General features: G+C 37.8%; 24 protein-coding genes and 2 pseudogenes. 9 read left to right on the forward strand and 17 right to left on the reverse strand.

Features of this window, described 5'->3' with window-relative positions:
* Positions 1-2,010: LamG domain-containing protein (locus HRQ85_RS25450; protein WP_253918881.1), on the reverse strand; the 2,010-nt coding region annotated here is incomplete at its 3' end.
* Positions 2,011-3,165: 1,155 nt separating this feature from the next.
* Here HRQ85_RS25450 and HRQ85_RS26310 point away from each other — a divergent pair.
* A pseudogene (locus HRQ85_RS26310) lies at positions 3,166-3,285 on the forward strand (IS6 family transposase); the annotation flags it as partial.
* Between the two features lie 170 nt (positions 3,286-3,455).
* Positions 3,456-4,292, forward strand: a complete 837-nt coding sequence (locus HRQ85_RS25455) for a phosphate ABC transporter substrate-binding protein (protein WP_172380893.1) — start codon at positions 3,456-3,458, stop codon at positions 4,290-4,292.
* A gap of 804 nt (positions 4,293-5,096) precedes the next feature.
* Here the strand turns inward: HRQ85_RS25455 and HRQ85_RS25460 are convergent.
* Positions 5,097-5,423, reverse strand: coding sequence for a hypothetical protein (locus HRQ85_RS25460; protein WP_172380894.1), 327 nt, complete (start codon positions 5,421-5,423; stop codon positions 5,097-5,099).
* A gap of 138 nt (positions 5,424-5,561) precedes the next feature.
* Positions 5,562-5,888 carry a hypothetical protein gene (locus HRQ85_RS25465; RefSeq protein ID WP_172380895.1) on the reverse strand — a complete coding sequence of 109 codons (327 nt, stop codon included), beginning with the start codon at positions 5,886-5,888 and terminating at the stop codon, positions 5,562-5,564.
* 739 nt (positions 5,889-6,627) lie between these two features.
* Here HRQ85_RS25465 and HRQ85_RS25470 point away from each other — a divergent pair.
* From HRQ85_RS25470 to HRQ85_RS25480, 3 genes are all read left to right on the forward strand, one after another.
* Positions 6,628-6,867: a hypothetical protein gene (locus tag HRQ85_RS25470; protein WP_172380896.1), complete on the forward strand. Its 240-nt coding sequence runs from the start codon at positions 6,628-6,630 to the stop codon at positions 6,865-6,867.
* Positions 6,868-6,967: 100 nt separating this feature from the next.
* Positions 6,968-7,273, forward strand: coding sequence for a hypothetical protein (locus HRQ85_RS25475; RefSeq protein WP_172380897.1), 306 nt, complete (start codon positions 6,968-6,970; stop codon positions 7,271-7,273).
* 116 nt (positions 7,274-7,389) lie between these two features.
* On the forward strand, positions 7,390-7,899 hold the full coding sequence (locus HRQ85_RS25480) for a hypothetical protein (protein ID WP_172380898.1): 510 nt from the start codon (positions 7,390-7,392) through the stop codon (positions 7,897-7,899).
* Positions 7,900-8,378: 479 nt separating this feature from the next.
* Here HRQ85_RS25480 and HRQ85_RS25485 read toward each other — a convergent pair whose 3' ends face one another.
* The 13 genes and pseudogenes from HRQ85_RS25485 to HRQ85_RS25545 form a co-directional block, all read right to left on the reverse strand.
* Positions 8,379-8,831, reverse strand: coding sequence for a hypothetical protein (locus HRQ85_RS25485; RefSeq protein WP_172380899.1), 453 nt, complete (start codon positions 8,829-8,831; stop codon positions 8,379-8,381).
* A 1,148-nt stretch (positions 8,832-9,979) separates the two neighbouring features.
* Positions 9,980-10,528 (reverse strand): outer membrane beta-barrel protein, encoded by a 549-nt coding sequence (locus HRQ85_RS25490; RefSeq protein ID WP_172380900.1) that lies wholly within the window; start codon positions 10,526-10,528, stop codon positions 9,980-9,982.
* Between the two features lie 95 nt (positions 10,529-10,623).
* Positions 10,624-12,234, reverse strand: a complete 1,611-nt coding sequence (locus HRQ85_RS25495; protein ID WP_172380901.1) for a TadE/TadG family type IV pilus assembly protein — start codon at positions 12,232-12,234, stop codon at positions 10,624-10,626.
* A 4-nt stretch (positions 12,235-12,238) separates the two neighbouring features.
* Complete coding sequence (gene tadF, locus HRQ85_RS25500; RefSeq protein ID WP_172380902.1) at positions 12,239-12,796, reverse strand: tight adherence pilus pseudopilin TadF; 558 nt, start codon at positions 12,794-12,796, stop codon at positions 12,239-12,241.
* Positions 12,786-13,268 carry a TadE/TadG family type IV pilus assembly protein gene (locus HRQ85_RS25505; RefSeq protein WP_172380903.1) on the reverse strand — a complete coding sequence of 161 codons (483 nt, stop codon included), beginning with the start codon at positions 13,266-13,268 and terminating at the stop codon, positions 12,786-12,788. The genes tadF and HRQ85_RS25505 overlap by 11 nt, the downstream gene beginning before the upstream one ends.
* Positions 13,252-13,512, reverse strand: a complete 261-nt coding sequence (locus HRQ85_RS25510; RefSeq protein ID WP_172380904.1) for a hypothetical protein — start codon at positions 13,510-13,512, stop codon at positions 13,252-13,254. The genes HRQ85_RS25505 and HRQ85_RS25510 overlap by 17 nt, the downstream gene beginning before the upstream one ends.
* A 192-nt stretch (positions 13,513-13,704) precedes the next feature.
* On the reverse strand, positions 13,705-14,169 hold the full coding sequence (locus HRQ85_RS25515) for a hypothetical protein (protein WP_172380905.1): 465 nt from the start codon (positions 14,167-14,169) through the stop codon (positions 13,705-13,707).
* Complete coding sequence (locus HRQ85_RS25520; RefSeq protein ID WP_172380906.1) at positions 14,166-15,407, reverse strand: AAA family ATPase; 1,242 nt, start codon at positions 15,405-15,407, stop codon at positions 14,166-14,168. Before HRQ85_RS25520 ends, HRQ85_RS25515 begins: the two co-directional genes overlap by 4 nt.
* Complete coding sequence (locus HRQ85_RS25525; RefSeq protein WP_172380907.1) at positions 15,407-15,886, reverse strand: hypothetical protein; 480 nt, start codon at positions 15,884-15,886, stop codon at positions 15,407-15,409. Before HRQ85_RS25525 ends, HRQ85_RS25520 begins: the two co-directional genes overlap by 1 nt.
* Positions 15,883-17,253: a type II and III secretion system protein family protein gene (locus tag HRQ85_RS25530; RefSeq protein ID WP_172380919.1), complete on the reverse strand. Its 1,371-nt coding sequence runs from the start codon at positions 17,251-17,253 to the stop codon at positions 15,883-15,885. The genes HRQ85_RS25525 and HRQ85_RS25530 overlap by 4 nt, the downstream gene beginning before the upstream one ends.
* Positions 17,253-18,075, reverse strand: a pseudogene (locus HRQ85_RS25535) (RcpC/CpaB family pilus assembly protein). Before HRQ85_RS25535 ends, HRQ85_RS25530 begins: the two are co-directional and overlap by 1 nt.
* Positions 18,072-18,551, reverse strand: coding sequence for an A24 family peptidase (locus tag HRQ85_RS25540; protein ID WP_367646152.1), 480 nt, complete (start codon positions 18,549-18,551; stop codon positions 18,072-18,074). The pseudogene HRQ85_RS25535 and the gene HRQ85_RS25540 overlap by 4 nt, the downstream one beginning before the upstream one ends.
* Positions 18,552-18,654: 103 nt before the next feature.
* Positions 18,655-18,861, reverse strand: coding sequence for a Flp family type IVb pilin (locus HRQ85_RS25545; protein ID WP_172380908.1), 207 nt, complete (start codon positions 18,859-18,861; stop codon positions 18,655-18,657).
* A 686-nt stretch (positions 18,862-19,547) separates the two neighbouring features.
* On the opposite strand from HRQ85_RS25545, the gene HRQ85_RS25550 reads away from it, so the two are divergent.
* A complete protein-coding gene (locus HRQ85_RS25550) occupies positions 19,548-20,465 on the forward strand; it encodes a LysR family transcriptional regulator (RefSeq protein WP_172380909.1) in 918 nt (305 codons plus the stop codon).
* A gap of 164 nt (positions 20,466-20,629) precedes the next feature.
* Positions 20,630-20,956, forward strand: a complete 327-nt coding sequence (locus HRQ85_RS25555; RefSeq protein ID WP_172380910.1) for a hypothetical protein — start codon at positions 20,630-20,632, stop codon at positions 20,954-20,956.
* Positions 20,957-21,323: 367 nt separating this feature from the next.
* Here the strand turns inward: HRQ85_RS25555 and HRQ85_RS25560 are convergent, their stop codons facing one another.
* Positions 21,324-21,545, reverse strand: a complete 222-nt coding sequence (locus tag HRQ85_RS25560) for a hypothetical protein (RefSeq protein ID WP_172380911.1) — start codon at positions 21,543-21,545, stop codon at positions 21,324-21,326.
* 304 nt (positions 21,546-21,849) lie between these two features.
* On the opposite strand from HRQ85_RS25560, the gene HRQ85_RS25565 reads away from it, so the two are divergent.
* Positions 21,850-23,238, forward strand: a complete 1,389-nt coding sequence (locus HRQ85_RS25565; RefSeq protein ID WP_172380912.1) for an aerolysin family beta-barrel pore-forming toxin — start codon at positions 21,850-21,852, stop codon at positions 23,236-23,238.
* Positions 23,239-23,349: 111 nt separating this feature from the next.
* Positions 23,350-24,072 (forward strand): DUF6058 family natural product biosynthesis protein, encoded by a 723-nt coding sequence (locus HRQ85_RS25570; protein ID WP_172380913.1) that lies wholly within the window; start codon positions 23,350-23,352, stop codon positions 24,070-24,072.
* Positions 24,073-24,314: the final 242 nt, after the last annotated feature.

The following is a 24,314-nucleotide window of genomic DNA, read 5'->3' on the forward strand; positions in this document are numbered from 1 at the left end:
ATCGTTAGCAGCAAATGTAATGTCTTCTTTGGAAATGGCGTTACTTCCACCGCCGGCGTACATGTCACCGTCTTGATCAATACCTAAAAATAGCTTTTTGAAGCTTCCGCCATCTATTCCCATACGTTGTACAACACCTTTTACCTGACTGAACTTTATCCAAGTCATCAGCGTCATCGACTCTGTCATTTGTGGCGTATAACCAAGCTGCATAATGGCTTTAGTGGCTCGTAAATCTAGCTCCCTGTCACCAGTTGTTATGGCAACCCCTGCTTCGGTATCTACTTTTGATTGGGCAAGTACATATGCTTCCCAATAAGTTATGCCGCCCGATTCCATGACTTTATTTGCATCCGCCACTAACGGGTCGCTGCCTGTGTCATATTCCCAATAATCGCCCATCCCATCATGATCACTGTCTGTTGAGCACGGATCAGCAATGACTTTGCCTGTCGTTGCCCCCATTTCTATGCCATCAGATAATCCGTCGCCATCACTGTCCGCTGTATGCATGTCAGTGCATAGTGCCATTTCTTGACGATCGGTGAGGCCATCGCCATCACTGTCTGGCAGCACACCGTCAACCTTCAAAGTTGACGCGTCAGTCAGGAAAGCATCAAACTCACCTGTTGCTACATTTTCTACCCATTGACCACGTACTCGACTGAAGTTATAGAACCCAAGCAAGCCTTGCTCACCGGGTAAAGGCGGTGTCAACATGTAGCTCTGAACTTCGGTTTTGGTTAGTGCCCGGGACCACAGTTGCACATCATCAAAGACAGCATCCATATGATCTTGTACACCGTTGTAGCTGTTCAGAGCTCCAATTAATAAGTTGTAAGCACTGTAAGAATTTCGTACTTTAAAGACTCCAGAAAAAGTGTCAAAAAGCTGGCCGTTGACATAAACAGCATAATCGTCAATAGCTCCATTTTCAGTTCTCACTAAAGCTAAATGAGTCCATTCTTCGCTGGAGAATGGGACGTTATCTTTTGAAATAGTCTCACTTCCACCTCCGGCATATATACCTCCCTCTTTATCGATACCTATGAACAGATTATTGTTGCTACCTCCATACGTCCCCATACGTTGGTCTAGTCCATTAATCTGGCTGAACTTAACCCAACTCATCAATGTCATACTTTGGTTTGCTTGAGGAGTGTAACCAAGTTGCATAGTTTCCTGATTGCCACGCAAATCTAATACGTTTTCGCCGCTTGAGACTAAAGTTCCGGCTTCAGCATCATCTCTAGCCTGAGCAAATATATACTCTTGCCAATTTGTTATTCCATTGCCATTTGCATCTTCATTAGCATCAGCTACCAGAGGATTGCTGCCTAATTCATACTCCAAGCGATCATTCATTCCATCATGATCACTATCAAAAGCACATGGATTGGTAGCGTAGTTTTGCTGAACTGCAATGTATTCTTGGTAATCACTTAACCCATCGCCATCTGTATCTTTATTTACTTTTGAAGTACAAATTTTATCTTCAATATGATCGGCTATTCCGTCGCGGTCTGAGTCAAAAGGCCGTATTTTTTGAATAGCGCTCGAAATTTTATTACCAGCCACATCGTAAGCTATGACCTGAAAATAAATAGGATTGTTAAATTTGGATAAGTCACTCTGGAAGTGCGGTCTATTTAACGATGACTTAAACAGTTTTTGAACTTCCGTTACACCAATATAAATATCATAAAAAACATCTTCTGGATTCCCCTTCAGAAACCAATTTACTGAAAAGTCTGAGTAATCCTGACTCTTTTCAAACTGAAACAAAAATGAGCTGGCTTGTAGGCCTTTGAGGGGAGAGTGAAAGTCTTCAGTTCTTTTGATTACTCTAACATTAGCATTACTATCGGTGAGATAATATGTTTCTTCATAATAATTCGACATCCCTTTTAACCTACCAAGGCTGTCGTATGAAAATAATGAAGCATAGCTTTTCAATGGAGAAAAAATAATGAGAATTAATATAGATATTACATTGAACCTAAATAGCATATACAATAAACATCCTAATTTAGCCGTTATCCTTTAAAGTTCAAACCTAACTTTCAAAAGAATTCCAAAAAACAATTTAGTATGTATGAAATTTTAACAACATGGAACCACACTAATGAATTACTCGCCTATTATTATTCAAAAATTTAAACCTATTGGAGTTAATTAAAATTTCTACCATTGAGCTACCAACATAAAAGTAACTCTCACAAATCTATAAGCATACGGTTGAACTAGCAATACCAGAAAACAATAAAACCCATCTAAAAAACCAATATCATTATTCAAAATAAAATATCCACAAGTGATACCTACTCAAAAAACAATTAATTTAATGGCTCTACAAAGTCTTATACACTAAGTAAATTGACCTGAACGAACATCAAAAAATAAAGTATGGGTCACAAAAAAAGAACGATACTTAAATGGACTTATTGCAAAAAAATCGGAGCAAGGTCGAAAAAATCATCATCAGCGGTAAGATAAATGACGCCCCTTAATAGGTTAAGTCTCTTTGTTTTTGGCCGTAGACAGCTAAGGTGACAACGTTGCCGGTTCATACAGAGAATACTATTTCCCTTTCACGTTAACTAAGATACTTTGCATAAATCGTTTATCCTATGACTCATGTATCCAAATAAGCCCACTACTCAACTTCTCGACTCTAATTACTCAGAATTGAATGTGACTCTCTCCATTACTTCAAAAACGCATGATTGAGCACACTCCTGACAAATATTTAAGAATGATCCGATACTTTGATTTTCTACCTAACCGCCGTCATAGTGAGATACTTGCTAAGGCCTACGATTCTTTAAGTCATGTCCCTAAAAGCTCACCTTAAGCGCAGGGTTACACCGTCAAATCACACACCGTTGAAATGTTGTAAGGGTTAATCCATTTGACTACATTTTTATGGGCAGCGTTTAATGTTTTTTGTTTGATAGCCGCTGTCTGAGTTGATCAATCCCAAATCAAGTCAATTACGGCCTTCGTTGGATGAGTGCATCTAAAATTGCGAAAACAGCCTGAAAGTGGTTAATAAACGCTTTCGTTTAGATTGTAAATCAAGGATTAAGTCTGTCACGCACTCGTTCTGACGTGAATTAAGGCGCTATTATCCAGATAAGAAATTATAGGAATTCCTTATTTTTCAAGCAGGACGAAACTGTGAACTTTTATTTCCTCCATAAACGTAATCAAGACAACGCTTATCAGTTTCTTAAGCGGTGTCTGTACCACTATCAAAAAGAGTTACAACCTCAAACATTAAATTAAATGACTTTTACAACAAGTCATCAACACTCTTTTTTATGAAAACTTATATTTCATATGATGTACATAACTGAAGCATTTTTGAAACATTCCACAATTAACGTTATCACATGTGTTTAACACCACTTATTGACACACTCACAATTCAATATAGGAAAAGATATAACGTAATGAAAAAACAATTAACCAAACTATCAATTGCTTGTTGTATGATTCTACCAACAACGGTGTTTGCCAATGAGCATATTTCAATTTCCGGATCCACATCCGTTACTGAAGTCATGGATGTGCTAGCTGAAACTTATCACCAAATTCATCCAGATGTTTATATTGATATAAACGGTATAGGCTCAAGTGCCGGAATTAAATCTGCTATTAATGGAGTGTCAGACTTAGGTATGGCATCCCGCAACTTATCAGCTACTGAAAAACAAGCAGGCCTAACAGAGAATGTGATAGCTCGTGATGGTATAGCTGTAGTGGTAAACCCAGACAACCCAATTGACTCTCTAAACAAAAAACAGATTACAGCTCTTTTTAAGGGGAATATTACACAGTGGTCGAGTGTGGGTGGTGATAATCAACCTGTCGTGGTTGTTACACGCGGAAATGGGTCGGGAACACGCGGGGCATTCGAAGAACTAATGGAACTGACAACTAAAATCAATGGAAGTAAAGTGTCAAGTATTAGCCAACATGCGCAAGTAGCCAATAGTAATGGTATTGAAAAAACGATTGTAGCCAATAATAAAGAAGCTATCGGCTTTGTCTCTCTTGGTTCTGTTAATTATACAGTAAAAGCGATCAAGGTAGATGGACACTCGGCAAGTGTAGAGAATGTGATCAACAATAGTTACCCTTTGTCTCGTCCATTTATCGTAATGAATCAACCTGGTAAATTAAAACCTGCTGCAAAAGCTTTCCTTCAATGGATTAATTCTACTGAAGGGCAAAAAATCATCTCAGCACAAGGCTACATTCCGACGTGTGTAAGAGGAAATTGTTGATAAAAAGTTGGCGGTACACTCTAGCCCACTATCAAAAATAATATGGTAATAAGTTAGCTTCGTTGATTATGAACAAAGCTAGCTTCTTCGACCAATAAGGTTTAAGGCCCTGGTAAAAATGGATTCAGAATAAAAAATAACTGCCAAATGAAAATTAACCTATATAAACAACAAGCCTTATTACTACTTTCGAATATGTAGACTTCCCACAAAACTTAGCTTCATTAAAAACACTAGCCACAGTGGTGATAGGAAATGAACTAATGAATACTATGAAAATTTTTTAGGTTTTCCATTTAGCTGCATCTCCGATACAAGCTACGGAAGCCCAACAATTATTAGCCCAATCAGTATCCGATCGATTTTGGCATCAAGTATTAATTACCGCGGCAACTTTCATTAACCCCGCCTTAACTTTTAAACCTTCCATCGCATCTTCTTTTGAGACAATGCTATGATTGTTATAGATATTTCTGTTCCTCGTAGACTTTCACTCTAAGTACATCTTGCCTTTGGTCGGCTGTCAGACTGTTTATAGACGGGTTGGTTGCACACCCAGAAAGCAACATAATAAATAGTAAACTTACAAATATGGTAATTTTCATTATTAGCTTTTTAGATTTGGTAAAGAGGTAGGTTTGGCGTCGATTGTGTGAGAGTAAATCAAACTATCCGATCCGTCCGGCTCGTCTTGGTGTTCGTTCTGGCCGTCAGTCCTTAGGTTATAGACAGTACACCCTAATAACAAAAACGTAAGCACGAGAGTGGATAGGATTTTTTTCATTGGTGATCTACCTTTAAACATCAATCAAATGTAATACTTGAAATTGCTGACTCTGAATAGGAAAGGATATCGTTCAAACTAGCATTTTCATTTAGGTGTTTGGGCACATTGATAGCCCGGTAGTGTGTTTGCCCTAGCCAATCAAATTCTTCAACTAATCGATGTTTGATTAGCCCGCTCAACATCATTGAAGTTTGCGATGTGTTTTTATTCGTATAAGAGAATATTTCTTTTGACGAGCGGCCTCTCTCTTGATATTTCAGCCCCTTTACATGACAGTACATTAGGTATGACATAGTGTTTTTAGCCATAACTATCATTGAATCTCCATTAGTAACTTTCTTCATGTAAATTCCTTAAGTTTGGTTGGCGATGAAATTTTTAAGGTGCACTATCCGCTTACAATAAACTTCCACCCTCTGGTAAGGACAGGTAATGCGATCCCCCCTTCACGCTATCGCCACGGTATGATTCCCCTTTGAACATCAATCAAATGTGACGTTCGAAATAGCTGATTTGGTATAGGAAATAATCCCGTTTAGATCTGAACGTCTATTTACATAAACGGGTACGTTGATTGCTCTATAGTGAAGCTCACCAGAGTGGTCGAATTCTTCTATTAAACAGTGGTCCATTAGGGTGGTTAATATTCTAGCTATATCTATGATGTCTTGACCTGAATACACATGTACTTCTTCAAAACTTCTACCTCTATTTTTAGTCTTACCACCTCTTACATGACAGCCTAAAAGGTATGACATAGTCTTTTCTGCGCTAGCTCTAACTAAATTATTTTTCATAGATTCATTCATGTTCGTCCCTTACACGTTTACAGGTGAAATATATTCGCTAGTTATTTAAATCTAATGTTAGATGGGGACATTCTTACATAGGAAAATACTAAGTTTAGTCCTGCGGTAGAATCTAAGTAAATGGGTATATTGATTGCTCGAAAAGTAAGGAGCTCCGAAATAGTCAAAATTTACTATTGAATTGTTTTCTACTAGTAAAGCTAGCATATTAATTGTGTGGGTAGAGTTTGATCCTGCTTCTTTTCGAATTTCTAATATACCTCTTCCACGTCCTGCACCGCGGTGTACTTGGCACAAGACTAAATTTTGCAATACATTGTGAGATATAACTCTTAATGATTTTTTATTTATAACACCAAACATAAAGTCTCCTTTAATTTGGTTGGTTGGTTGGTCATTACCTTGTTTGCTTATCTACAAGCTACGCTGCTCTACTTATAATAAAGTCACTAATTTAGAACCACATGTGAAAGCTACGCACCTATGTTGAGCATTTCTGTGATGAGTACCACCGTCATACACATCCATACATATCTATACATATATTTACATATCTACCATTATGCTTAGGTATTATAAGAAGTTACGCATAGGAGTGTGGTGAATACAAGTTTAGTGGTCTACGTTGCCACCACTTAATACGGCGTTACGCTATTAGTCATAAAATAAATATGTCACAAATACAATCAGTTGCGAGAGTTATGCTAGTACACAATATTTAATGAAAGGAAATGTATATATGAAAACCGCGTATTACATCGAAGTATATGAACCTAATGATGATCGATTCGTTGCCGCTAGCTATCAGTCAGAGTCTCCATTTATGGCAATAAATGTTGGTGATACCATTGCTGGATCGAGCTCGAATCTAGCCGAAGTATGCCAAACTTTAAAAGTTACCGGTATAGAGCATATTTTCTGGGAAATCGAAGGCTCCCACAAAGCCCATAAAATCTGCTTGCTTACCGAAGTGGCATAGAAATTTACCAAACAAGCATGTAAGAGTGATTCGCTTCGCTCAAGTAAAGCCCCGCGCTGCTCACCATAAATGCGGCGTTATATTTTTTACGAAGGTAGATATGAAGTCACATGATATTGAAGAAATCGTTTCTCAGCTTCCAGCTCTGAGTGTTCAAGAAAACAAAGGGGGACGATTTAGGATTTCGCATTCTCAACTTAACCCACGAGCGGGTAGTTTATGGTTTCAAGCGTATAGTGACAAATATCGTCTGTATCCAACTGGAGAAGTGATTTCATTACTTAATTTACAGGTTAAGCTAGGGAAGCCAGATGGACAGGATATGGAGCGTAATTACTGGTTTACGGATGACTTGGACGTTGTTAAAGAGATAGTTAATAATGGGTTCTCCAAAATCAAACCATAACAAATTGCTCAAGACTGACTATCAACGCTCGGCGACTTTAGTTCCAGTTTGATAAAGTGTTTACAGTGGTTAGTTTAGTATCGTGGGTTACGTTGTTAGTCACTTAGCAGGGCGTTATGTTTCAAGGAGTAACGGGGATAAATGGGCAAATGAAAATACTCGCTAATTTGGCTCTAATCGTTATTTTGATCGCACCAATCCTTATCTATATATCCCAGTTTGGCATTGGGGTTTGGGGCGAGCATTCTAGTTGGGCAGAAATGGGAAGTGCTTTTGGTGGAATCTATTCACCGATTATTGCGTTTCTTGCTTTCTCGGTATTGATGTATCAAGTCAAATCACAACGCTCGAACGATGAGCATCACTATGACCAAACATATATACAGGCCAACAAGAAGGACTTTGATTTCTATTTGGGTGAGCTAGACAGACAGTTAGATATACCTATCAATGATCGCCTTACGGTAAGGGATGTTATCCATAACGCAACATATAACTATGAAGAGCAAGATCTACTTGGTGGAGAAGTGCAGGAGCGTCTGATGATGATTAGCAATCAACATCCAAAGCTAATATCAATCTGGGGGGGCTATGAACCCTCTACTCGTCGGGTTGAGCGTTCATGATAGGTTTCCCTACAAGCACCACTTTCAAGGCTGCTTACTCAAAGCGTCAAGTATCCTATCTCAGCGAACTTGTATTGCATTGGATAAGATGCACTACTCTACATCTAGTGGCAAATACTCTAGTAAAATGTACTTTTGGAAAGCCGAAACATAACAAATGGCTCAAGAGTAGAGTGACGGCTAACCTTTAGCATTTTTGCCATACGTTGTTTATGTGGTTAAGGTAGGCAATGTTTTTTTGCGTTGCGCCCCGTTAACAGAACCTTAGTTTAAAAAGGAGGTTAGGTATATTGTTGCAACTCTTGCTTTGATACAAAACAGAGAGCCTGTAAAAAGTGCCTCTATAACACAAGTCTATTCTTAGATTAATAAACTAACCCTACCCCCCGGTTAATATAAAGGCAATACCGTAAACTTGTATGTCATTATAAAAACTAAGAATAACATTCTAGATTCATATTAAATATAAGGGTAATTAACTATTCTGAGTTACTTCCATTATGTTTTTCTAGAGGGTCAATTTTCTCAATAAACATTGCGTTAACATCTTCATAAGCAAGAGATAATTCATTAATCAATATTTTGTTTGATTCTAATCTTTTTTCGTTCATCAGCCAATTATTCATCAAATAGTGATCATCGATAATAGTTTTAATTTCCTTGTCACTATAAACGGATAAACTTTTCATGTATGATTCCATGTATCTTTTCTTCCCATACTCAAAAGCGGCCCCATAATTAAAATCAATATATTCATTTGTAAGTTGTGGGTATAGCTTGATAAGCTGTCTTTTATATTCATCAAAACAATGTTCAACTGAGTCTTCAAACCCAAGAAGTTCTGAAACTTTTTGCTCCATATTACTTCTCTCTGTTGCTAGCACCCGAATAGGTATACAAAGAACAAATAAATAAACAAATACAATTTTCATTTACTTTTCCTTAACTCATGTAAAATAAAACTCATAATGTTAATTTTTACGCCCCCCTTCATTCTGTTAATTTACCAAGCTTATCTATTCTAACAAAAGTTAATTCTGTATTTAGCATTCAGACTAATAACGTATTTCAATCAAATATCACCTGATGTAACTGCTTCTTGCTTATAACGTATTAGATTTCGTCCAATGCAGGCGTACATTAAAACTAAAAACCAAATAGGGAAAATCTATCCTAAACACTGATAAATCTAGACAACCTTGAGACTACTAGCCCATAACTGGCCAATAAATCCTCTTATTATTTTTAAATTACCAGATGAATGGGCAGCATACTTACCAACTATTGACTCAACTATCAGGATAACTATGCCAATAAACACGAGAAAGTAAAAATAGAACGTATCGATTTTATCTATAACGAAACCAACATAGCTCATGACATCATTGTCAAAATCCTAAGTTCTGTTGCTTAAGACCTGTGAGATTCCGGCAATAAACAGTAATCAACCTTTAAAGAAGCCAAATCCGAACAAATCCATATGCAACTAATGACAATTTAAACTTAATAATAAAGAAGGTGATTTTGTGAAAGTACCTTTAACGAGCTATGGGTGTCTTCGCCCCTCCCAAGTGAAGAAAACTAAGTTTGTAGGTGCAGAATTAACACTTATTCTATTAAGCCTTTGATGAATTCAATTGTATTTGCCAATACTTTCTGTGAGCCAAACCAGGATCTGGTAGCAGAGCACTCATCAATGGCGGTATACAAATAAATTCTAACAGTGAATAAGGTACTCAGATAGACTCTATCAACAACAATCAGGAGAACTCGTATCTATGAAAATATTTTGATGTGATGAGTTAGTTTTGAATAAAACTCTATGAAGTCCCGCAATGCTAACATGAATTTGGCTAATCCTGTTTGTAAATACCGCACTCCTATTTTGCACTTATCAACGCTCTCATCCTGTAGTGGTATAGCGTATGAGGATGCATCACTACATTCCTCATATACTTACCCACTGCAGCCCCTGCCAGATGTCCATGGTTCCACACTTCAACGAATTGGTCATGTTATGTTGATCTCTACTCGTTCTTAATTTTCTCAAACCTTCCATAGACACAGTCGATACGATAATTTAGAAGCGCAGTCGAGTGCCAAACATAATGCCGCCTAAATCAAAATCCTCATTCTTCGAATACAAATACTCTGCGCTTATACCAAAATGTTTATAGTTCCAACCAATACCTGCAGACACTTCTCCACCGATACTTGATTGATCAATATCATTGCTCTGACCATTTTCTTTGTAAGTATACTTGTAAGTGTAATATGTGACTCCTGCTTTTCCGTAAAGCTCGAATCCTGATCCTAACGCATAACTTGTATAACCACTCAAGCGAGGGCCTGAAAAACTATCTTCCGAAACTTCCGATATTGCATTCACGAGTGTTGAACCGATCCCATCAATCGCACTTTTATAACCAATTTCTAGACCAAAATTATGCTTTGGCATGTATCGGTAATAAAGATCTCCAATAAGCATGTCTCCAGAAAATTTATTCTGTCCATTGTAATCCAAACCACCGTAACCAATATTGGCGCCAATGCTGTGTTCATTAGTTGAAGCATAGGCAGATAAAGAAAACATAGGCAATACAAAAAATAACATTATTAACTTACGCATAAGTACTCTCTCCATATTTAGAATAATATAATCAAAAACACATACAATCTTTGATAAATATATTGCAAATTATTTATTATTTGGGCTTACCCCCTCTAGTACAATTTAGTTATTCCGCTTGTTTTTGATCCTTTGCGAATCAGTTCTTCTATTTTTTCTATCAATTCACTTAGATTAGAAACATCTATAATATCTTCACTTGGGTTTAAAACGCAGTCCTGAAAACCACTTTGTTGAGATGCGCGAAAGTCTATGCCTACAACCGCTATATATAATCCAGGAATTTTTTCTCTAGCTTCATCACACATACCATAATTCACTAACCCTTTAAGGATGTTGTTGTCAGGTCCCTCCTGCCCATCACTCAAAATCAACAACATCTTAATTTTCTTGTCGTATGCTTGCTGCTCTGTTTGATCTAAGCTATGTGGGTTACCATCGTTCAAAATCTGCGAACCTCTCAAAATACCTTGAAATGCTGCCGTGCCGCCCTGAGGCCACATTGATGAGATTCCATCAAGGTCTGCCAGTTTGTTGGTTAGGTTAATATTGTGAAATTGTCTAGGATCTTCATCACCAAACGCGTTAAATAGCCTTACACCAGAAGTACTATAATAGTTGGACTTCAATGCCGATTTATCTGTAAACATCGTTGATACCGAAGCATGTAAATCAACATAGTTATATGCATCTGCAACTAAGTGATAAGTCGGTCTAATCACATCTTCGATACGTTTAGCGTAGTTTTGGTTATCTAATGCTTCTTGTGGGCAAGTATATGAATAGTAGTAACAATTACGGGATCGAGACGATGGCCAATTCACAACAGGTTTACAATAATAGGGATTTGCAGCACAGTTAAATACATCTTGCTCTTGATTTGTACGCCAATCATCCCAAACTACGTCATTGTAGGAATACGGTGATTTATTGGTGTGGTATCGGTCTTTGTAACTTAATTGACTTGTCGCATGTGCTTCATTTTGCGAAACAATTTCTCTAGTTCTAACGTTATACGGAACAAAACCAACACGGTTGAGCAACTTATTTCCCGTAGTAACCCCTTTAGACTCATTACAAACATCCGTCCATTCTCCATCAACATACTCCTGGCTTACCGACGTACAAAGAATGGTATTTGATATTTGTTTAATTGCGGTTTTCAAATCATCAATTTTTTTCCGTTGACTTGAGCCCCATCGGTCTTTCATTGAAGTGGAAAAATCGGACACAAAAACAATGTCTATATTATTCTCACCAATATTATTAGCATACTTTCTGGCTAACGAGCGGCCCTTTAAATGTTGTTGTTCTTCAAACGATGGAATGAAGCTACTCGCGAACCAAGAATCATGTGTTGTCCTTGCATCTACAGTATATTGGATATACTCAGATGTGCTCTCTTTCTTGTCTTGTTCTTGATAATACCTATGCGCCGAAAGATCGATAGATTTAATGTCTCTCACATAGTATTCAACATATTTGGTTGCCAGCTCATCAGCCTTAGCCGGCTGATCTTCAATAGTCACCGCTATTGCCGCGGCCTCAGCTGAATCTCTTAACCGGCTAGTTTCTTGCACGTAACGAGTACCTTCCACCGCCCAAAAGGTCATACCCATAATTGGAATGAGTAATAAACCCATCCATATCGCTGCAACCCCTCGCTGTCGTTGAATATTCATATGCTGAAATCGTTGTATTTTCATTTCATTATCTCCCAGGCATTACTGATGAAGAGCCAATCTTAACCGTCTTATCGGAACCACCATTAAGGAAGGGTTCAAACCAGGAGCTTTGCTCTTCACAAAGGCTGACTCGGTATAACGGGTACACAACCCCCTTCTCTATCGGTGCCAAATCCGCATGGGTGATAATCGAATCTGTTTGGCAATTTAATCTTTTATAGTTAGTTGTTGCGAATTCAGTCACATGAGTTTTATTGGTCAATGACTCTATCTTGAGTGCCACGTTGTCCACTGGTGTGTTAAGCATCCTACTTGCAACTTTAGTCATGTCTTGCAATTCGATATTGGTTACAGATAGGTTCTTTCCAGCCAATACATCGCCTTCAAAATAACGAGTACGCTCTTTGATGACATTCACTAAAGCGAAGCTAACTCGATCAAGATCAGCTCGTCCGAGTAGTTGATGACTCAAATCCGCTGCAAATAGATAGACTCCCCACAAGGCCACAAAAACGAAAACTAACTCAATGGTATATGAGCCCTGCTGGTATCTCTTAGAAAATACACGTTGCTTATCGAACATAGTTTTTCCATCCCTCATGCTCTAAGTTCAAGACCATGGTGCGTGAAATATCTCTATCAACGGTACCGGTTAGTCCAATCAGTGGTGAGTAACGATAAGCCACATTAATTTCAGCTAAATCGTAATTAAAATTCAGTCCTTGATCAGGACTCCCTCTGTTAGCAATAAAATCGTCATAGGTTTTAAAATACTTACCTTCGATAGAGAAACGGAAACTATCGATTAAAAAACTCCACAGATTGTCGTCATCCTCAATCAGCGCACGTAATTTTTTTTCGTACTGTTCATTAATGCCTCTGCCTTCATAGATTTTGGTATGCCTGATAGTTTCTCTAAGCGAATGCTCGATCATATCCACGACATAAATTTGATAACTTGATTCAAAAATCGCAAAAGTGGCGAATAACAAAACAAGTATACCTAGCACAAACTCTACTGCCGTCGCTCCTTTTTGGTTATAAAGACGCTTCATCGTTAACTCCCTGAAGAATCAGTTGAGCGGAAATACTCTGTATTTCTTCAAAAAAGACAGTGCCTTTTCCAAAACATATTTCTCTTACCAAATTGGATGTCCATTTAATTTGGTAACAACGGTCATGGTCAAATTCAGGGAGATGTACCAACGTTTTTCTGAACAGCATCTTGCGTCGCACTTCAAGAAAAACATTTAAACCTACCGTGGTGTAAACCTGTGAGAAAATACCCGCCTCAATCATTGTTCTTCTCCAGTTCGTGCGAATAGTCTTTCCCAAAATGAGCGATAAAACGATTAATAAAAGATGGGGCACGAACAGAAGGGTAATCTCTGATATAGAGTGAAACCGTCTTATTTTGTTGTCCTTTACGAATGGATTTGACAATCAAAAAGAGCAACGAAAAAAACAACACAATAAGAAAAGCCAATAACATCATGCGCGTACACCTTTAACTAATAACAAAACAATGAATAAACCCAAAAGCTCATTGCCAAACACATAAAATAATATGATCCCACCTCTTGTGTAGAGAGCCCCCACGCACACATTATGCGAACTAAAATAGTTGAAAATAGCCATAAAAATCAGAGAAATAACGCCCACAATCTCGGCTGAGGATTGCTCTTTCGAAGTGACCGCTAGCTTGGGTTTGTCTAGTGTTCTTGAGTTGGCCAAAGCACTACTCAACCAAGCTCCCCCCTTTAGTTGCCCAACTCGTGTAATATTCAACGCATCAGAAAAAGTGACAGGACTCTGGTCGTTCGCGAGAGGCGCTATCATCGTTTGTATCTGTAACACTAAGTCTTTAAGACTTATTTGCTGAACCGCTTCGGCGTCTACTAACGTTTCAAATATTTGACGGTGAGATACTATGTATAAGTACTTGTTATTACTCATTTAACACGCACCTTTTTCAGCCATGAGTTCATGGTTCTCTGCTCAATAAGCTGCCCACTAATCAGCTTCACTAACTGTTCCATAGAACGACGAATATCACGATAATGCTTATGGCCTCGCTTTCCATCAATAATGATATGTGCCAACGACTTGCAATAGCCGACTTCCAGATCAACATTCATTTCTAAATACTTCGTAAGGTCAGGCTTTTTCAACGCATGGGCATTGGGCGGGCGATGATAGTTTACGACCGTAATAACTCGAATGTGCGATGATAGCGAGAGCTGTAGGCTAGCGATCTTTTCAAGCAGTCGCTTGGCACTTCTTATCGAAAGCACCGACACGTCCAAAACCAACACGACCACATCAAAATTTTCTACCAAGCGCTCTGGTTCAACTTTAAAGCCTACCGAACCAGAAAAATCCTCAATAATGAAATTGGTATTTCGTGCCAATAGCTCACACAAAGTTTGATTATAATTGAGCACATCGTTTGGGCTCATATCACCATCGATGGCCAACAAACGAAGATTCTTACGAGCGTTAATTAAATAACTTAACGCTCCTTCTTCATCCATTTCATGCAATGGAGCACTAAACTCGTCAATGATTCGTAGCTTAAAGTCTTTCAATCCAAGTAGGACATCTATGTCAGTATCAGAATATTGATGATCAACGAGAATCGTATCCGACCCCTGTGTCGATAATGTTGAGCCCAATTCAGCCGTGATAAGCGACACACCTACGCCACCTTTTGCGCCAACAATTGCCACTCGTTTTGCTTTACGTTTCTGGCTTACGCCAGAGAAAGTCTTAAGATTCTTACCCACGTGATTTATAAAATCAGCGAGTTCCTGTTTATTCACTGGCCAGAAAACGTAGTAAAAGCCCATATCTTTAAGAGAACGAAGCGTAGTGATCGTGTCCTCTTTACCAATCACAACTACCCCTTTATGTGTGGGTAGCTTGCTAGCAAAAGATTTAGCGTCATCCACGACATTGCTCGACTCATTAAGCTCTAGAATTACAATATGACTACTTTGTTGCTCTGTCAGTTTAGTCACACCGGCCTTAGCTTTAACACAAACGGGATCATCCCAGCCTTCAAAACGAAACACTTCTTTAACTAGGTTTAAACATTCCTGGGATTGATAAAACAAAAAACACCCAGCAATATCAGTAGTTGAGCTCTGACCTGGCTTGGTCTGTATTGTTAATGCTTTAGTCAGGTCAAACATTATTGTCCTCCTAGCAATCTAGATTTGTAGGCCACTTGCTTCAAACGCATTGATTCAGCAAAACAATCTAGCTGCAGCAACCCAAGGTGAATATTTGCTGGTGTGCATGGCTGAGTCGTCAAACGCGTTAAGGTCGCCTGAATCTTTAAGTCGCTTGGCAACAACTGAGCACTTCGATATGAAACCCTTAGGGGGGCTATGACATGCGACGGATATTGTTCAAAAATATTTTGCAACATCTGTTTGCTCGCGGTTGACCTGTAATCCACCACATAAACCGCTTCTCTGTCCATCGACTCTATATCTTGAATCCATGCGTTAAGCTGTTTACTCGATTCAACACGTTTTGTTATCACAAATTCAAAGCTATGTTGCTCTGTGTGCACCAATGCTTCAGCACCATAACCAACAAAATGTTCTTGAGATGCACAACCCAAAAGTGAAGTGGTAAACAATCCCAGCAATACCAACTTCGTCATTGGATAAACCCTCCTTGCGACAACAGGCGAATCGTCGCATCAGAAGATGTCACAGCCTCGCTATCCCAATCTATGTTTAACCAACGAGCCAATGTAGAGCTCTTCTTAATATATGGCAGTTGAATATCTTTCGGTTTCATGGGCTCAACTAGGCTCACGGTAGCCACAATGATCAATTCTGTACGCTTTCTCTCTGTGGCTGCTTTTCTAAATGCAGCACCGAGTACCGGTATATCGCCAACAAATGGAATTTTTTGCATTTTTTCTAAGTCAGTACTGCTCATCAAACCACCGAGAACAAAACTATCACCATCTGCCAGTTCTACAGTCGTCATGGTGCGTCGAGACGCTAATTGTGGGACTTTAATACCTGCCGCTTCTACATAGCCTTCAACTTCACTCACTTCTGGCGCTAATTGCATTCGGATTTTGTCTTGGCCAAGTACTTTGGCAGTGAGGTCGAGCCTGATACCAAACTCTTTAAACGAAATGTTTACATTGCTATTGGTTGATACGATAACGGGTACTTCACCGCCAACCAGAAAACTTGCAGACTCACCGGACAACACGGTCAAATTTGGCTCGGCCAGAACCTCAGCCATTTGATCGTTACCCAACGCTGTAATTAATGCACTTAAATTAGCCGCTTCGAATTGGTCAAAAACAAACTCCCCTACACTTGAACCGACTGTACTCCAATCGACACCAACGGTTTGTCCAAATAATTCTGTGACTTGAGCCACCGATATTTTTACGTTCACCTGCTGAGCCGTCACGACTTCAATCCTTTCGACAACCCCCTCCCACGTCATGTTACGTGCAAACACCATGCTCTCAGACTCTTCATAATCTGAGTTGTCAGATTTAAACTCTAGCTTTTGTGTTTTGTCCCACTTTCTCGTTTTTTCTCGCCCTAACAAAGTCGCAACTAGGCGATATATGTCGTCACGAATATCCTCAGAATCCACAAAACCACTGACAGTAACTTGCTCTCCCAAAGACTGAATTTTGACCTTGGCATCTGGAAAATAAAATTTAATTTGTCTCCTGATATCGGATAAATCTAAATCAACAACTACTCGATCTGAAAGCAGTACCTCGTCATTAACTCCATAGACGATCAGTCGAGATTGACCAATGCTATTAGAAAACACCACTAAGTTTTTATCGTTGATAACTTTATAATCAACGATGTCAGGGTTACTAATGAACACTTGACCGATCGGGTTTTTAAATTGAATGTTCTGACCATTATTGAGTGTGATAAAACGATCAGCAGCAAAAGTATTTGTTGAACACAGTAAGCTAACCAACATTACTAAAATAAAACCAAACACTGGCCGTTTGATTCTATGGAGAATCATCATCACAAAATCTCTCTTGGGGCGCTTTTGTTACCACGTAACTCAACAATCCCAGTATAGTTATCAATAATATTACGCACTTCCGCGAACTCAGGTTGCGTATGAATTTGGCTTGGATAGATTTCGGTGTACATTATCCGTTGTGCAAGTGCGAGTGTTGGTAACTCATCCGGACGAACTTCGATGATCACCGTAGTCCAGCCGTCATCATTAGTAGGATCTTGAGCAGTAAGCGAACTGCCATCTCCTGCCGCCTCATTTTCTATACTGAGCACTTTGATATTTTTAAGAAGTATTGACGCCTTCACACCTCTAAAACGTATCGGCTCATCAATATTGGCAGTTTGTGCGAGGGGAACTCACCGTAAGCACATCGATAAGTGAACCCGGTCGAATGTAATCATTGATCAGATTTTTATCACTGACTTTTAGTGGATATAACGTCATGCCTTCTGCTACCAAAAGATCAATGTATCCAGGCTTATTAGGGCTCACTTGATATTCTGGCAATACAACGTCGCCAGTACTAAGGCTTCGATTTAAGAGAGTGGAAGGTGAAAAACTAATCTGAACCTCCTGTCGAACCCCCAGTTTTATTGCTTCACTAAGGGGCAACTGCTGTTTTACGACACCTTGGGCATTTATTGCCTCTCCCTTTTCAAAGGCTTCAGTGGTGAACCACACTCCAACATACCCTTCACTTTTTTCAGCAACCACAGTATCGGTTTCAATCGGCTTTGGGTCAGGCTTGAGCAAATCGATAACGCCTAACAAGCCAATGATTAAAGCAGCAACGGCAACAAAGAATACCAGTCGAGTTCTCATAGTGTGCTCATATGTCGAGTTTTATGTTTGATGAGAAATTGAGTTACAATAACTAAATAAAAGCCGATGCTAATAGCGAACCCATATGGAATACCTTCTTGATCGCCATTCTTTCCTTTTGTTAACACATCACCAATTAAATAAGAGATTGCTAAAATACCACCAGTAAAAGCGCTAAGCGCATACGCCGATAATAAGCTATTAACAGGGATGGCAAGTGACAAAACAGCAACGTATTTAATATCACCGGCCCCAATCCACATCAGCTTATAAAGAATAATTCCTATACCTAACGTCAGAAAAAACTCTCGACTTGAATACCTAAAGGAAACAAGAAGCACTGTAAAATAAGTAATATGTACAAGGCATAATCTTGTATCTTTCGATAGAGAAAATCGGTAGCCGACACGTATATAGTCAACGTCGTCAAAGCCGCTAAATATAATCCATGACTTAAAATTAGCAATACCACCTATATTTGGTTAGATAAAAATTCATAATGTAAAAAAATAAGCCAGACCAATGAATACATCAGTCTGGCACTAAGATATAACCTACACTAGCCAATAGAATTTGATATTACTTTCCAGCAGTATCAATAGCGGTTGCTACTTGGGCAAAAGCTGATTCTAATTTGCCAATAAAACCAGTAGGGCTTACTGCTGTAGTCACTAACACAGCCATTGCCACAGCAATCAGACCATATTCAATCGCAGTTACACCACGCTCATCATTTTTGAATTGAGACAAAAACATGCTTGTTTTAACGTATAATTTAGTAATCATTATTTTTTCCTGCTTATCTTACTTACTTACTTACTTACTTAAAATTATTACTGTTGTATTGAGCTTTCAACAGAATGTTAGTTACTTACCGTAGCGAGAACTACCATGTGTGAACAAAACGCTCTCTAACAGAGAACCATCAGCAACCCTCACCACTGCAGATAAATACAGTAATGATGGTTACTACAGCAAAAAGCTGTATCCAACGCAGTTAGTCAACAAAGAATGCTCATCTTTTAGAACCACTTATAGGCTGTAAATAATAAACTTAATAATTCAATGTTAATGCTTGCCGAAAAGTTGGGATAAATATATCAAATCCCCCAAGACAACCCAAAATAGGCACCATTAATAAGATGCATATCCACACTCTAAATCATGGTAAAAAATACGCACCAAATCAAAAAAAAACAAACAATAACAAGCACATAAAGAAGAGCGCACACCAAGACCAACACCAATCCCACAAAGCAAAAGCGTGATGTGTATCACATTATTTTTTGTTTCCAAATATTACCAACATACAACATTAATAAAACTTTATTATTCACTTTTGGTTTACTGATTAATTCAACCATACCCTACAATAGGTGTTAAAATAAATTTATAAACATGTTGAAACATACAGGTTAAATAGATAAGGTGATTTACTAATACAGTTGTTATATCTCTTAGGTTAATTGATTATGACGTTACACTTCGATAATATCATTTCATTCATAACGGTTGCTGAAGAAGGCTCATTTAGTTCTGCAGCTAGGAAACTTGGTAAATCCCAATCAACGGTTAGTATAGCTGTGCAAAATCTTGAGCTAGATTTAGGCTTCAGTGTATTTAATAGGTACCCTAAGGTTAGGTTAAATGATAAAGGGGAGCGTCTTTACAAGCTATCCTTACCTATTGTATCGAGATATCGATGCTTAGTTACGACTGCCGAGCAAATGAATATTTCTGAGCAAATAATTTACCGGGTTGGGATAGACCCTTTAGTGTTTAATGAAAATGTAAGGAGGACACTATTAACATTTTCAGAGATCTTCCCTAATGTCGATCTAATGCTTGTCACTAAGCCAAGTTACGTTCTAGGGGAATATATTAAAGATGGAAAAATAGACCTAGCAATAGGCAACCCATATCATAAAACATATAACGATTTTAACATCAAAGAGCTATACCATGTTAATTGTTGGTGGGTAGGGCATGAAGACTTGCTCTCTTTTCAAACGAAATTTTCATCCCAGCGCATATTATTAATAGATGGTTTTGAAGAGCTAATGGGAACAGCGGATATCGCTTCGTACAGTTCGTGGAAGCTTGACGACTTATCAACTATCATTGAACTCTGCAAAGCTAAAAAAGGAATTGCTTTTTTACCTGAATTTATCATCGAAGAGCATAAAGAAAGTTGTAAATTAAAGGTAATTACAGATCATCCTGATTTTTTTGGTAAAAAAATTGTTGCGTCTCTTTTCTGGCAAGCTCATTCAGAATTTAGTTCATTTAATCAGTGGATAAAGGAGCAGCTACAAACTCCAGCTATCGATAAACAAGCTTTTATTACAGATCAAGCCCCACCTTTAACCAAATACACGATGTATAATTAATTATGTTGTCATGATTGTAAAATTTATATCTATATTTGGATAAAACCCAATGATAAAAACATTAGTTATACACCTCAGAATCCCTTGATATATAAACTTTATCTGTGTTGAAAAAATTAATGAAACCTTAGAATCATAAAGCCAAAAGATTAGGAAGCTTAACAATGACAAAGTTCATTTATATACCTGTAACACTGTCACTATTTATTACATCTTGTTTGGCACAACCTCTACTTTCGGATGAACTTAATTCGCAACAAGTCAAGTCTTGGGGAGAGCTATCCTCCCCTCCAAGTAACAACGCTGAAACTGGGACTTTTTTTTCCGGGGACGAATGTAATAGCGGAACAACAGCCCCACCTTCTATACCCAACGAAAGTCAAAGTACAAAATGCTATATCACTCACTTTCCAAGTTCAGATATCACAACCAAAATGCAATCAAGTGATGATGGGGACATTGGTTTTAGCTTTTCTTGGGATTTAGATTAAGCTTTAGTGGAATTTTACATATTACTCCCGGCGCCTTGCACAAAGCAACATTGATACCTCACCAATAGCAACTCTTATCTTTGTTTAGAATTCACCGATTGTTTGTTTACAGTCGATGGTACTACAAGAAACAACCAGTTGCCTTTACAGACTCAGATATCTATGGTTTAGCATGGACCGGGGGAATCAGTTTCGTTCTGATCGCGCTCTCGCCTCGGTGTATGTACAAGTTGAGGACCAGTTTAACGACTTGCAATAGTTGGCGGCGACTAAATGCAGTAGGCACAAACTTTCGAACTAATGTAATAGAAACAAATTTGTGCTCATAGTCTCCCTCCCCATGCCATTTAATATACTTTACTTAGCGTTATTCGACATCTTCTTCCAAGGGGATAACATGACCATGCTCCTTAATCAAATAAATATCACCATTGGTAAAATTAAAACGATATATACCAGCTAGTAACACTAACGCTAATAAAATAAACAGCAATATCAAAATTTTACGCACCATATTTCCCCTTTCTCTGATACCACCCATATCCTTTTGTAATACGCCAAACAAAAGAAATTCAATCAATAATAGCATAACAATACTCTGCCTCCACACACTAAAACCCAAATGAGTACCCCTCTCACTACATCTATTGAACCACAGGCTGTGTGACAGTGATTATTTCAAGAACCTATAGCCAGACCTTCACCTTACAAACAAATATGAAATATAACATTTACGAAATGATTATTTAACAAGTCAAAAAAACTATACTATAAGTCATTAAAATTTATTAAAAAAATCGAAGGTTGGTAGTTTAAGTGCATTATTTTTGTTGATGGACGTACTTAATATCTAAAGTACCTTAATAACATCGAGGTTAAAAAAGGAAACTAAGATGAAAGATAAATCAATGATATTAATAGCCATTGTGTTGTCCGTCTTTTATTCCCACTTGTCTTTAGCCGATGTAACACCAACTAATATATATATACAAAAAAACGCCTGTGAGCCTGGCTATAGGAAAGTCACTTTATATGAGGCAAGAAGAATGTTGTCTTCTATACGTCAGAAGATGGGGAAATGGCAAATATCAAATCTCGCAAATGGCTACGTTATTAAAGGAGGTGGTTATGGCATGAAAATCCAAAAATCGCCTCAAAGAGTTTATTCTTGGTGTACACCAATAAAAAACTCACAACCAACGCCCCCTCAAGATTTACTCCCCCTCTTACTAGAAGAAAACGACGAAGACTCACTTGAATGGAAGCTTGTTAATAAAGAAGAATTTTACAAAAATTGGGCAATTTGGTCAGATATGCTTGGGTTTGCGTACATCGGCGGCTACCGACCTAATATAGTCAGTCCATATTTAGTCGGTGAAAACATGGATATAAGCAGGGTCAATGCTCATCACTATCGAGTTGTAGGGCATTCCAATGATGATATTTTGTGTCCTTCGTGCAACAAAACTAAGCTAGATTTTGATAACTTTAATTACATAATTCAGCCAAGCTCATTAAAAACGTCCAACAACACCACCTCAGGTAAAGAACTAGTAGCTACAAAGCATGATAATGCATTTAATTTGACAGACGAGACGCATCAGTATCGTGTTATATTCTCATATACTCAATCTACAAATTGGAATAAAACAGACACCTATGATTTTTCGCAAAAAGTAACGTCAAAGAGCAAAGTTGATTTTCCCCTCGTTGGCGAAAATGAAATGTTAATTGAAATTGGGGAAGATCAATCTTTTGCTACAACTAGTAGTGGTAGCAAATCACAATCAATAACAAATACAGCAATTGTTACTGTGCCCCCGCATTCGAAGGTACCTGTAACTATGAATATTTACACTACTGATGTAGATTACGATTATAGTTTTGATGCTAATGTCTCTTACGATGTCACCATAAAAGGGATAATGAAACGCTCAGATAATGCCTTAAAAGATCACCCTAGAAGGGTTGAATATTTGGTTAAGAAATTTACAGTCGGTCGAGGGTCAATACCTGAAACAAATCTTGAGTATCAATATTCTCACCCCAATAGTGTTTCACTCGGGAGATATTGGGATTGGAACTACTTAAATGAAAAATACAACAAGTCGACTATAGATTTCCAAGTTAGCAGCGTTCTTCGACCAATTAAAACCAAAATTACTGGTCACTTTCATGCGTCTTCGACTTCAGGCTCCGATGTGTACTTTGGACCTATTGAACCATGGAATAAAAAAACAAGCCTTCTATATCACGATATGGTGCGACAAAAAAAGAATTAAGGGATTTAAGAATAAAAAATCTTACATTTACTGTCATTCAACTAGATAAAATTGGCAGCTAGGATATGAAACAGAATATCATTAACTTACTCACTAAAATAAGGTTTAAATTTGAAACATAATACATTACAGAATTATCTAGATACTCATTTTATTAGCCGATGTGAGCTTAAAACAAAATTAAATGTTAGTGATAGAGAATTAACAGAATTAATAGAATTAATAGAATTAATAGAATTAATAGAATTAATAGAATTAAATTTAATCCCTTCTTGCTCCTATAAAATTAAAAATGGCATTTCCCATTCACATATATTTGGAGAATATCCAGCTCCTGAGTGCGAAGATAACGAATATTACTCAATTTTCGTTGAAGAATGGTATTACCAAAATATTACATCATTTCCTAACTTTAAGATTATTGGTGACCTTAAAAATAAACTTCTCTCTAAGTTCGTAAATGACTACATTACAGAAACTCATGTTAATACATCTTTTAAACAAGAATTTTCAGAAGTTATAGATAACAAAAACTTACTTCTCGAGATGGCCAACAATTCATATCAGCACCACTTACAAGGAACGTATGGTGTTTGTATTAAAGAACCTTCTTCTGTAGCAAAGATAATCGAAAAGCAAGCTGCAGTTGCAGCACTTAGTCATATCACAGACAATGGAAATAAAAATCGTTTCACGGAAAATGAGCTAGTCGAGTTACATAAATATATAGCTAAATTCAATAGAATAGCAATGCCTTTCTCTCCCGTAGATTACGAAAAATCAAGTAGAAAACGTTTAGTGGATAACGTTTTAAAAAGAATACAAAACAATTAATAAGATTGTTGACAAGAAACCAACTAATTTGCTGATGTGTCAGTTCTTTATTAAAAAGCACTTGGAAATTTTAATAAAGAACTGACATATACTTAAATACCCATAATGGCTAGATAAAAACCAATGATAGTAATAATCATCTTATTATGCATGGGGTTGCAAATCCCAACACTATCATTTGTCCTTATGTGCAATAAATGCTTGCCGTAAAAATCGTTTCTCGCATAACCATACTGCAATGT

Source organism: Vibrio sp. Vb339, assembly GCF_902751245.1.
Classification (GTDB): Bacteria; Pseudomonadota; Gammaproteobacteria; order Enterobacterales; family Vibrionaceae; genus Vibrio; species Vibrio coralliirubri.

What these genes read in the sequence shown, in the direction of transcription:
- HRQ85_RS25455 (WP_172380893.1), top strand. Translation starts at nt 3,456, where the DNA reads ATGAAAAAACAATTAACCAAACTATCAATTGCTTGTTGTATGATTCTA.
- HRQ85_RS25460 (WP_172380894.1), bottom strand. Translation starts at nt 5,423, where the DNA reads ATGAAGAAAGTTACTAATGGAGATTCAATGATAGTTATGGCTAAAAAC.
- HRQ85_RS25465 (WP_172380895.1), bottom strand. Translation starts at nt 5,888, where the DNA reads ATGAATGAATCTATGAAAAATAATTTAGTTAGAGCTAGCGCAGAAAAG.
- HRQ85_RS25470 (WP_172380896.1), top strand. Translation starts at nt 6,628, where the DNA reads ATGAAAACCGCGTATTACATCGAAGTATATGAACCTAATGATGATCGA.
- HRQ85_RS25475 (WP_172380897.1), top strand. Translation starts at nt 6,968, where the DNA reads ATGAAGTCACATGATATTGAAGAAATCGTTTCTCAGCTTCCAGCTCTG.
- HRQ85_RS25480 (WP_172380898.1), top strand. Translation starts at nt 7,390, where the DNA reads ATGTTTCAAGGAGTAACGGGGATAAATGGGCAAATGAAAATACTCGCT.
- HRQ85_RS25485 (WP_172380899.1), bottom strand. Translation starts at nt 8,831, where the DNA reads ATGAAAATTGTATTTGTTTATTTATTTGTTCTTTGTATACCTATTCGG.
- HRQ85_RS25490 (WP_172380900.1), bottom strand. Translation starts at nt 10,528, where the DNA reads ATGCGTAAGTTAATAATGTTATTTTTTGTATTGCCTATGTTTTCTTTA.
- HRQ85_RS25495 (WP_172380901.1), bottom strand. Translation starts at nt 12,234, where the DNA reads ATGAAAATACAACGATTTCAGCATATGAATATTCAACGACAGCGAGGG.
- tadF (WP_172380902.1), bottom strand. Translation starts at nt 12,796, where the DNA reads ATGTTCGATAAGCAACGTGTATTTTCTAAGAGATACCAGCAGGGCTCA.
- HRQ85_RS25505 (WP_172380903.1), bottom strand. Translation starts at nt 13,268, where the DNA reads ATGAAGCGTCTTTATAACCAAAAAGGAGCGACGGCAGTAGAGTTTGTG.
- HRQ85_RS25510 (WP_172380904.1), bottom strand. Translation starts at nt 13,512, where the DNA reads ATGATTGAGGCGGGTATTTTCTCACAGGTTTACACCACGGTAGGTTTA.
- HRQ85_RS25515 (WP_172380905.1), bottom strand. Translation starts at nt 14,169, where the DNA reads ATGAGTAATAACAAGTACTTATACATAGTATCTCACCGTCAAATATTT.
- HRQ85_RS25520 (WP_172380906.1), bottom strand. Translation starts at nt 15,407, where the DNA reads ATGTTTGACCTGACTAAAGCATTAACAATACAGACCAAGCCAGGTCAG.
- HRQ85_RS25525 (WP_172380907.1), bottom strand. Translation starts at nt 15,886, where the DNA reads ATGACGAAGTTGGTATTGCTGGGATTGTTTACCACTTCACTTTTGGGT.
- HRQ85_RS25530 (WP_172380919.1), bottom strand. Translation starts at nt 17,253, where the DNA reads ATGATGATTCTCCATAGAATCAAACGGCCAGTGTTTGGTTTTATTTTA.
- HRQ85_RS25545 (WP_172380908.1), bottom strand. Translation starts at nt 18,861, where the DNA reads ATGATTACTAAATTATACGTTAAAACAAGCATGTTTTTGTCTCAATTC.
- HRQ85_RS25550 (WP_172380909.1), top strand. Translation starts at nt 19,548, where the DNA reads ATGACGTTACACTTCGATAATATCATTTCATTCATAACGGTTGCTGAA.
- HRQ85_RS25555 (WP_172380910.1), top strand. Translation starts at nt 20,630, where the DNA reads ATGACAAAGTTCATTTATATACCTGTAACACTGTCACTATTTATTACA.
- HRQ85_RS25560 (WP_172380911.1), bottom strand. Translation starts at nt 21,545, where the DNA reads ATGCTATTATTGATTGAATTTCTTTTGTTTGGCGTATTACAAAAGGAT.
- HRQ85_RS25565 (WP_172380912.1), top strand. Translation starts at nt 21,850, where the DNA reads ATGAAAGATAAATCAATGATATTAATAGCCATTGTGTTGTCCGTCTTT.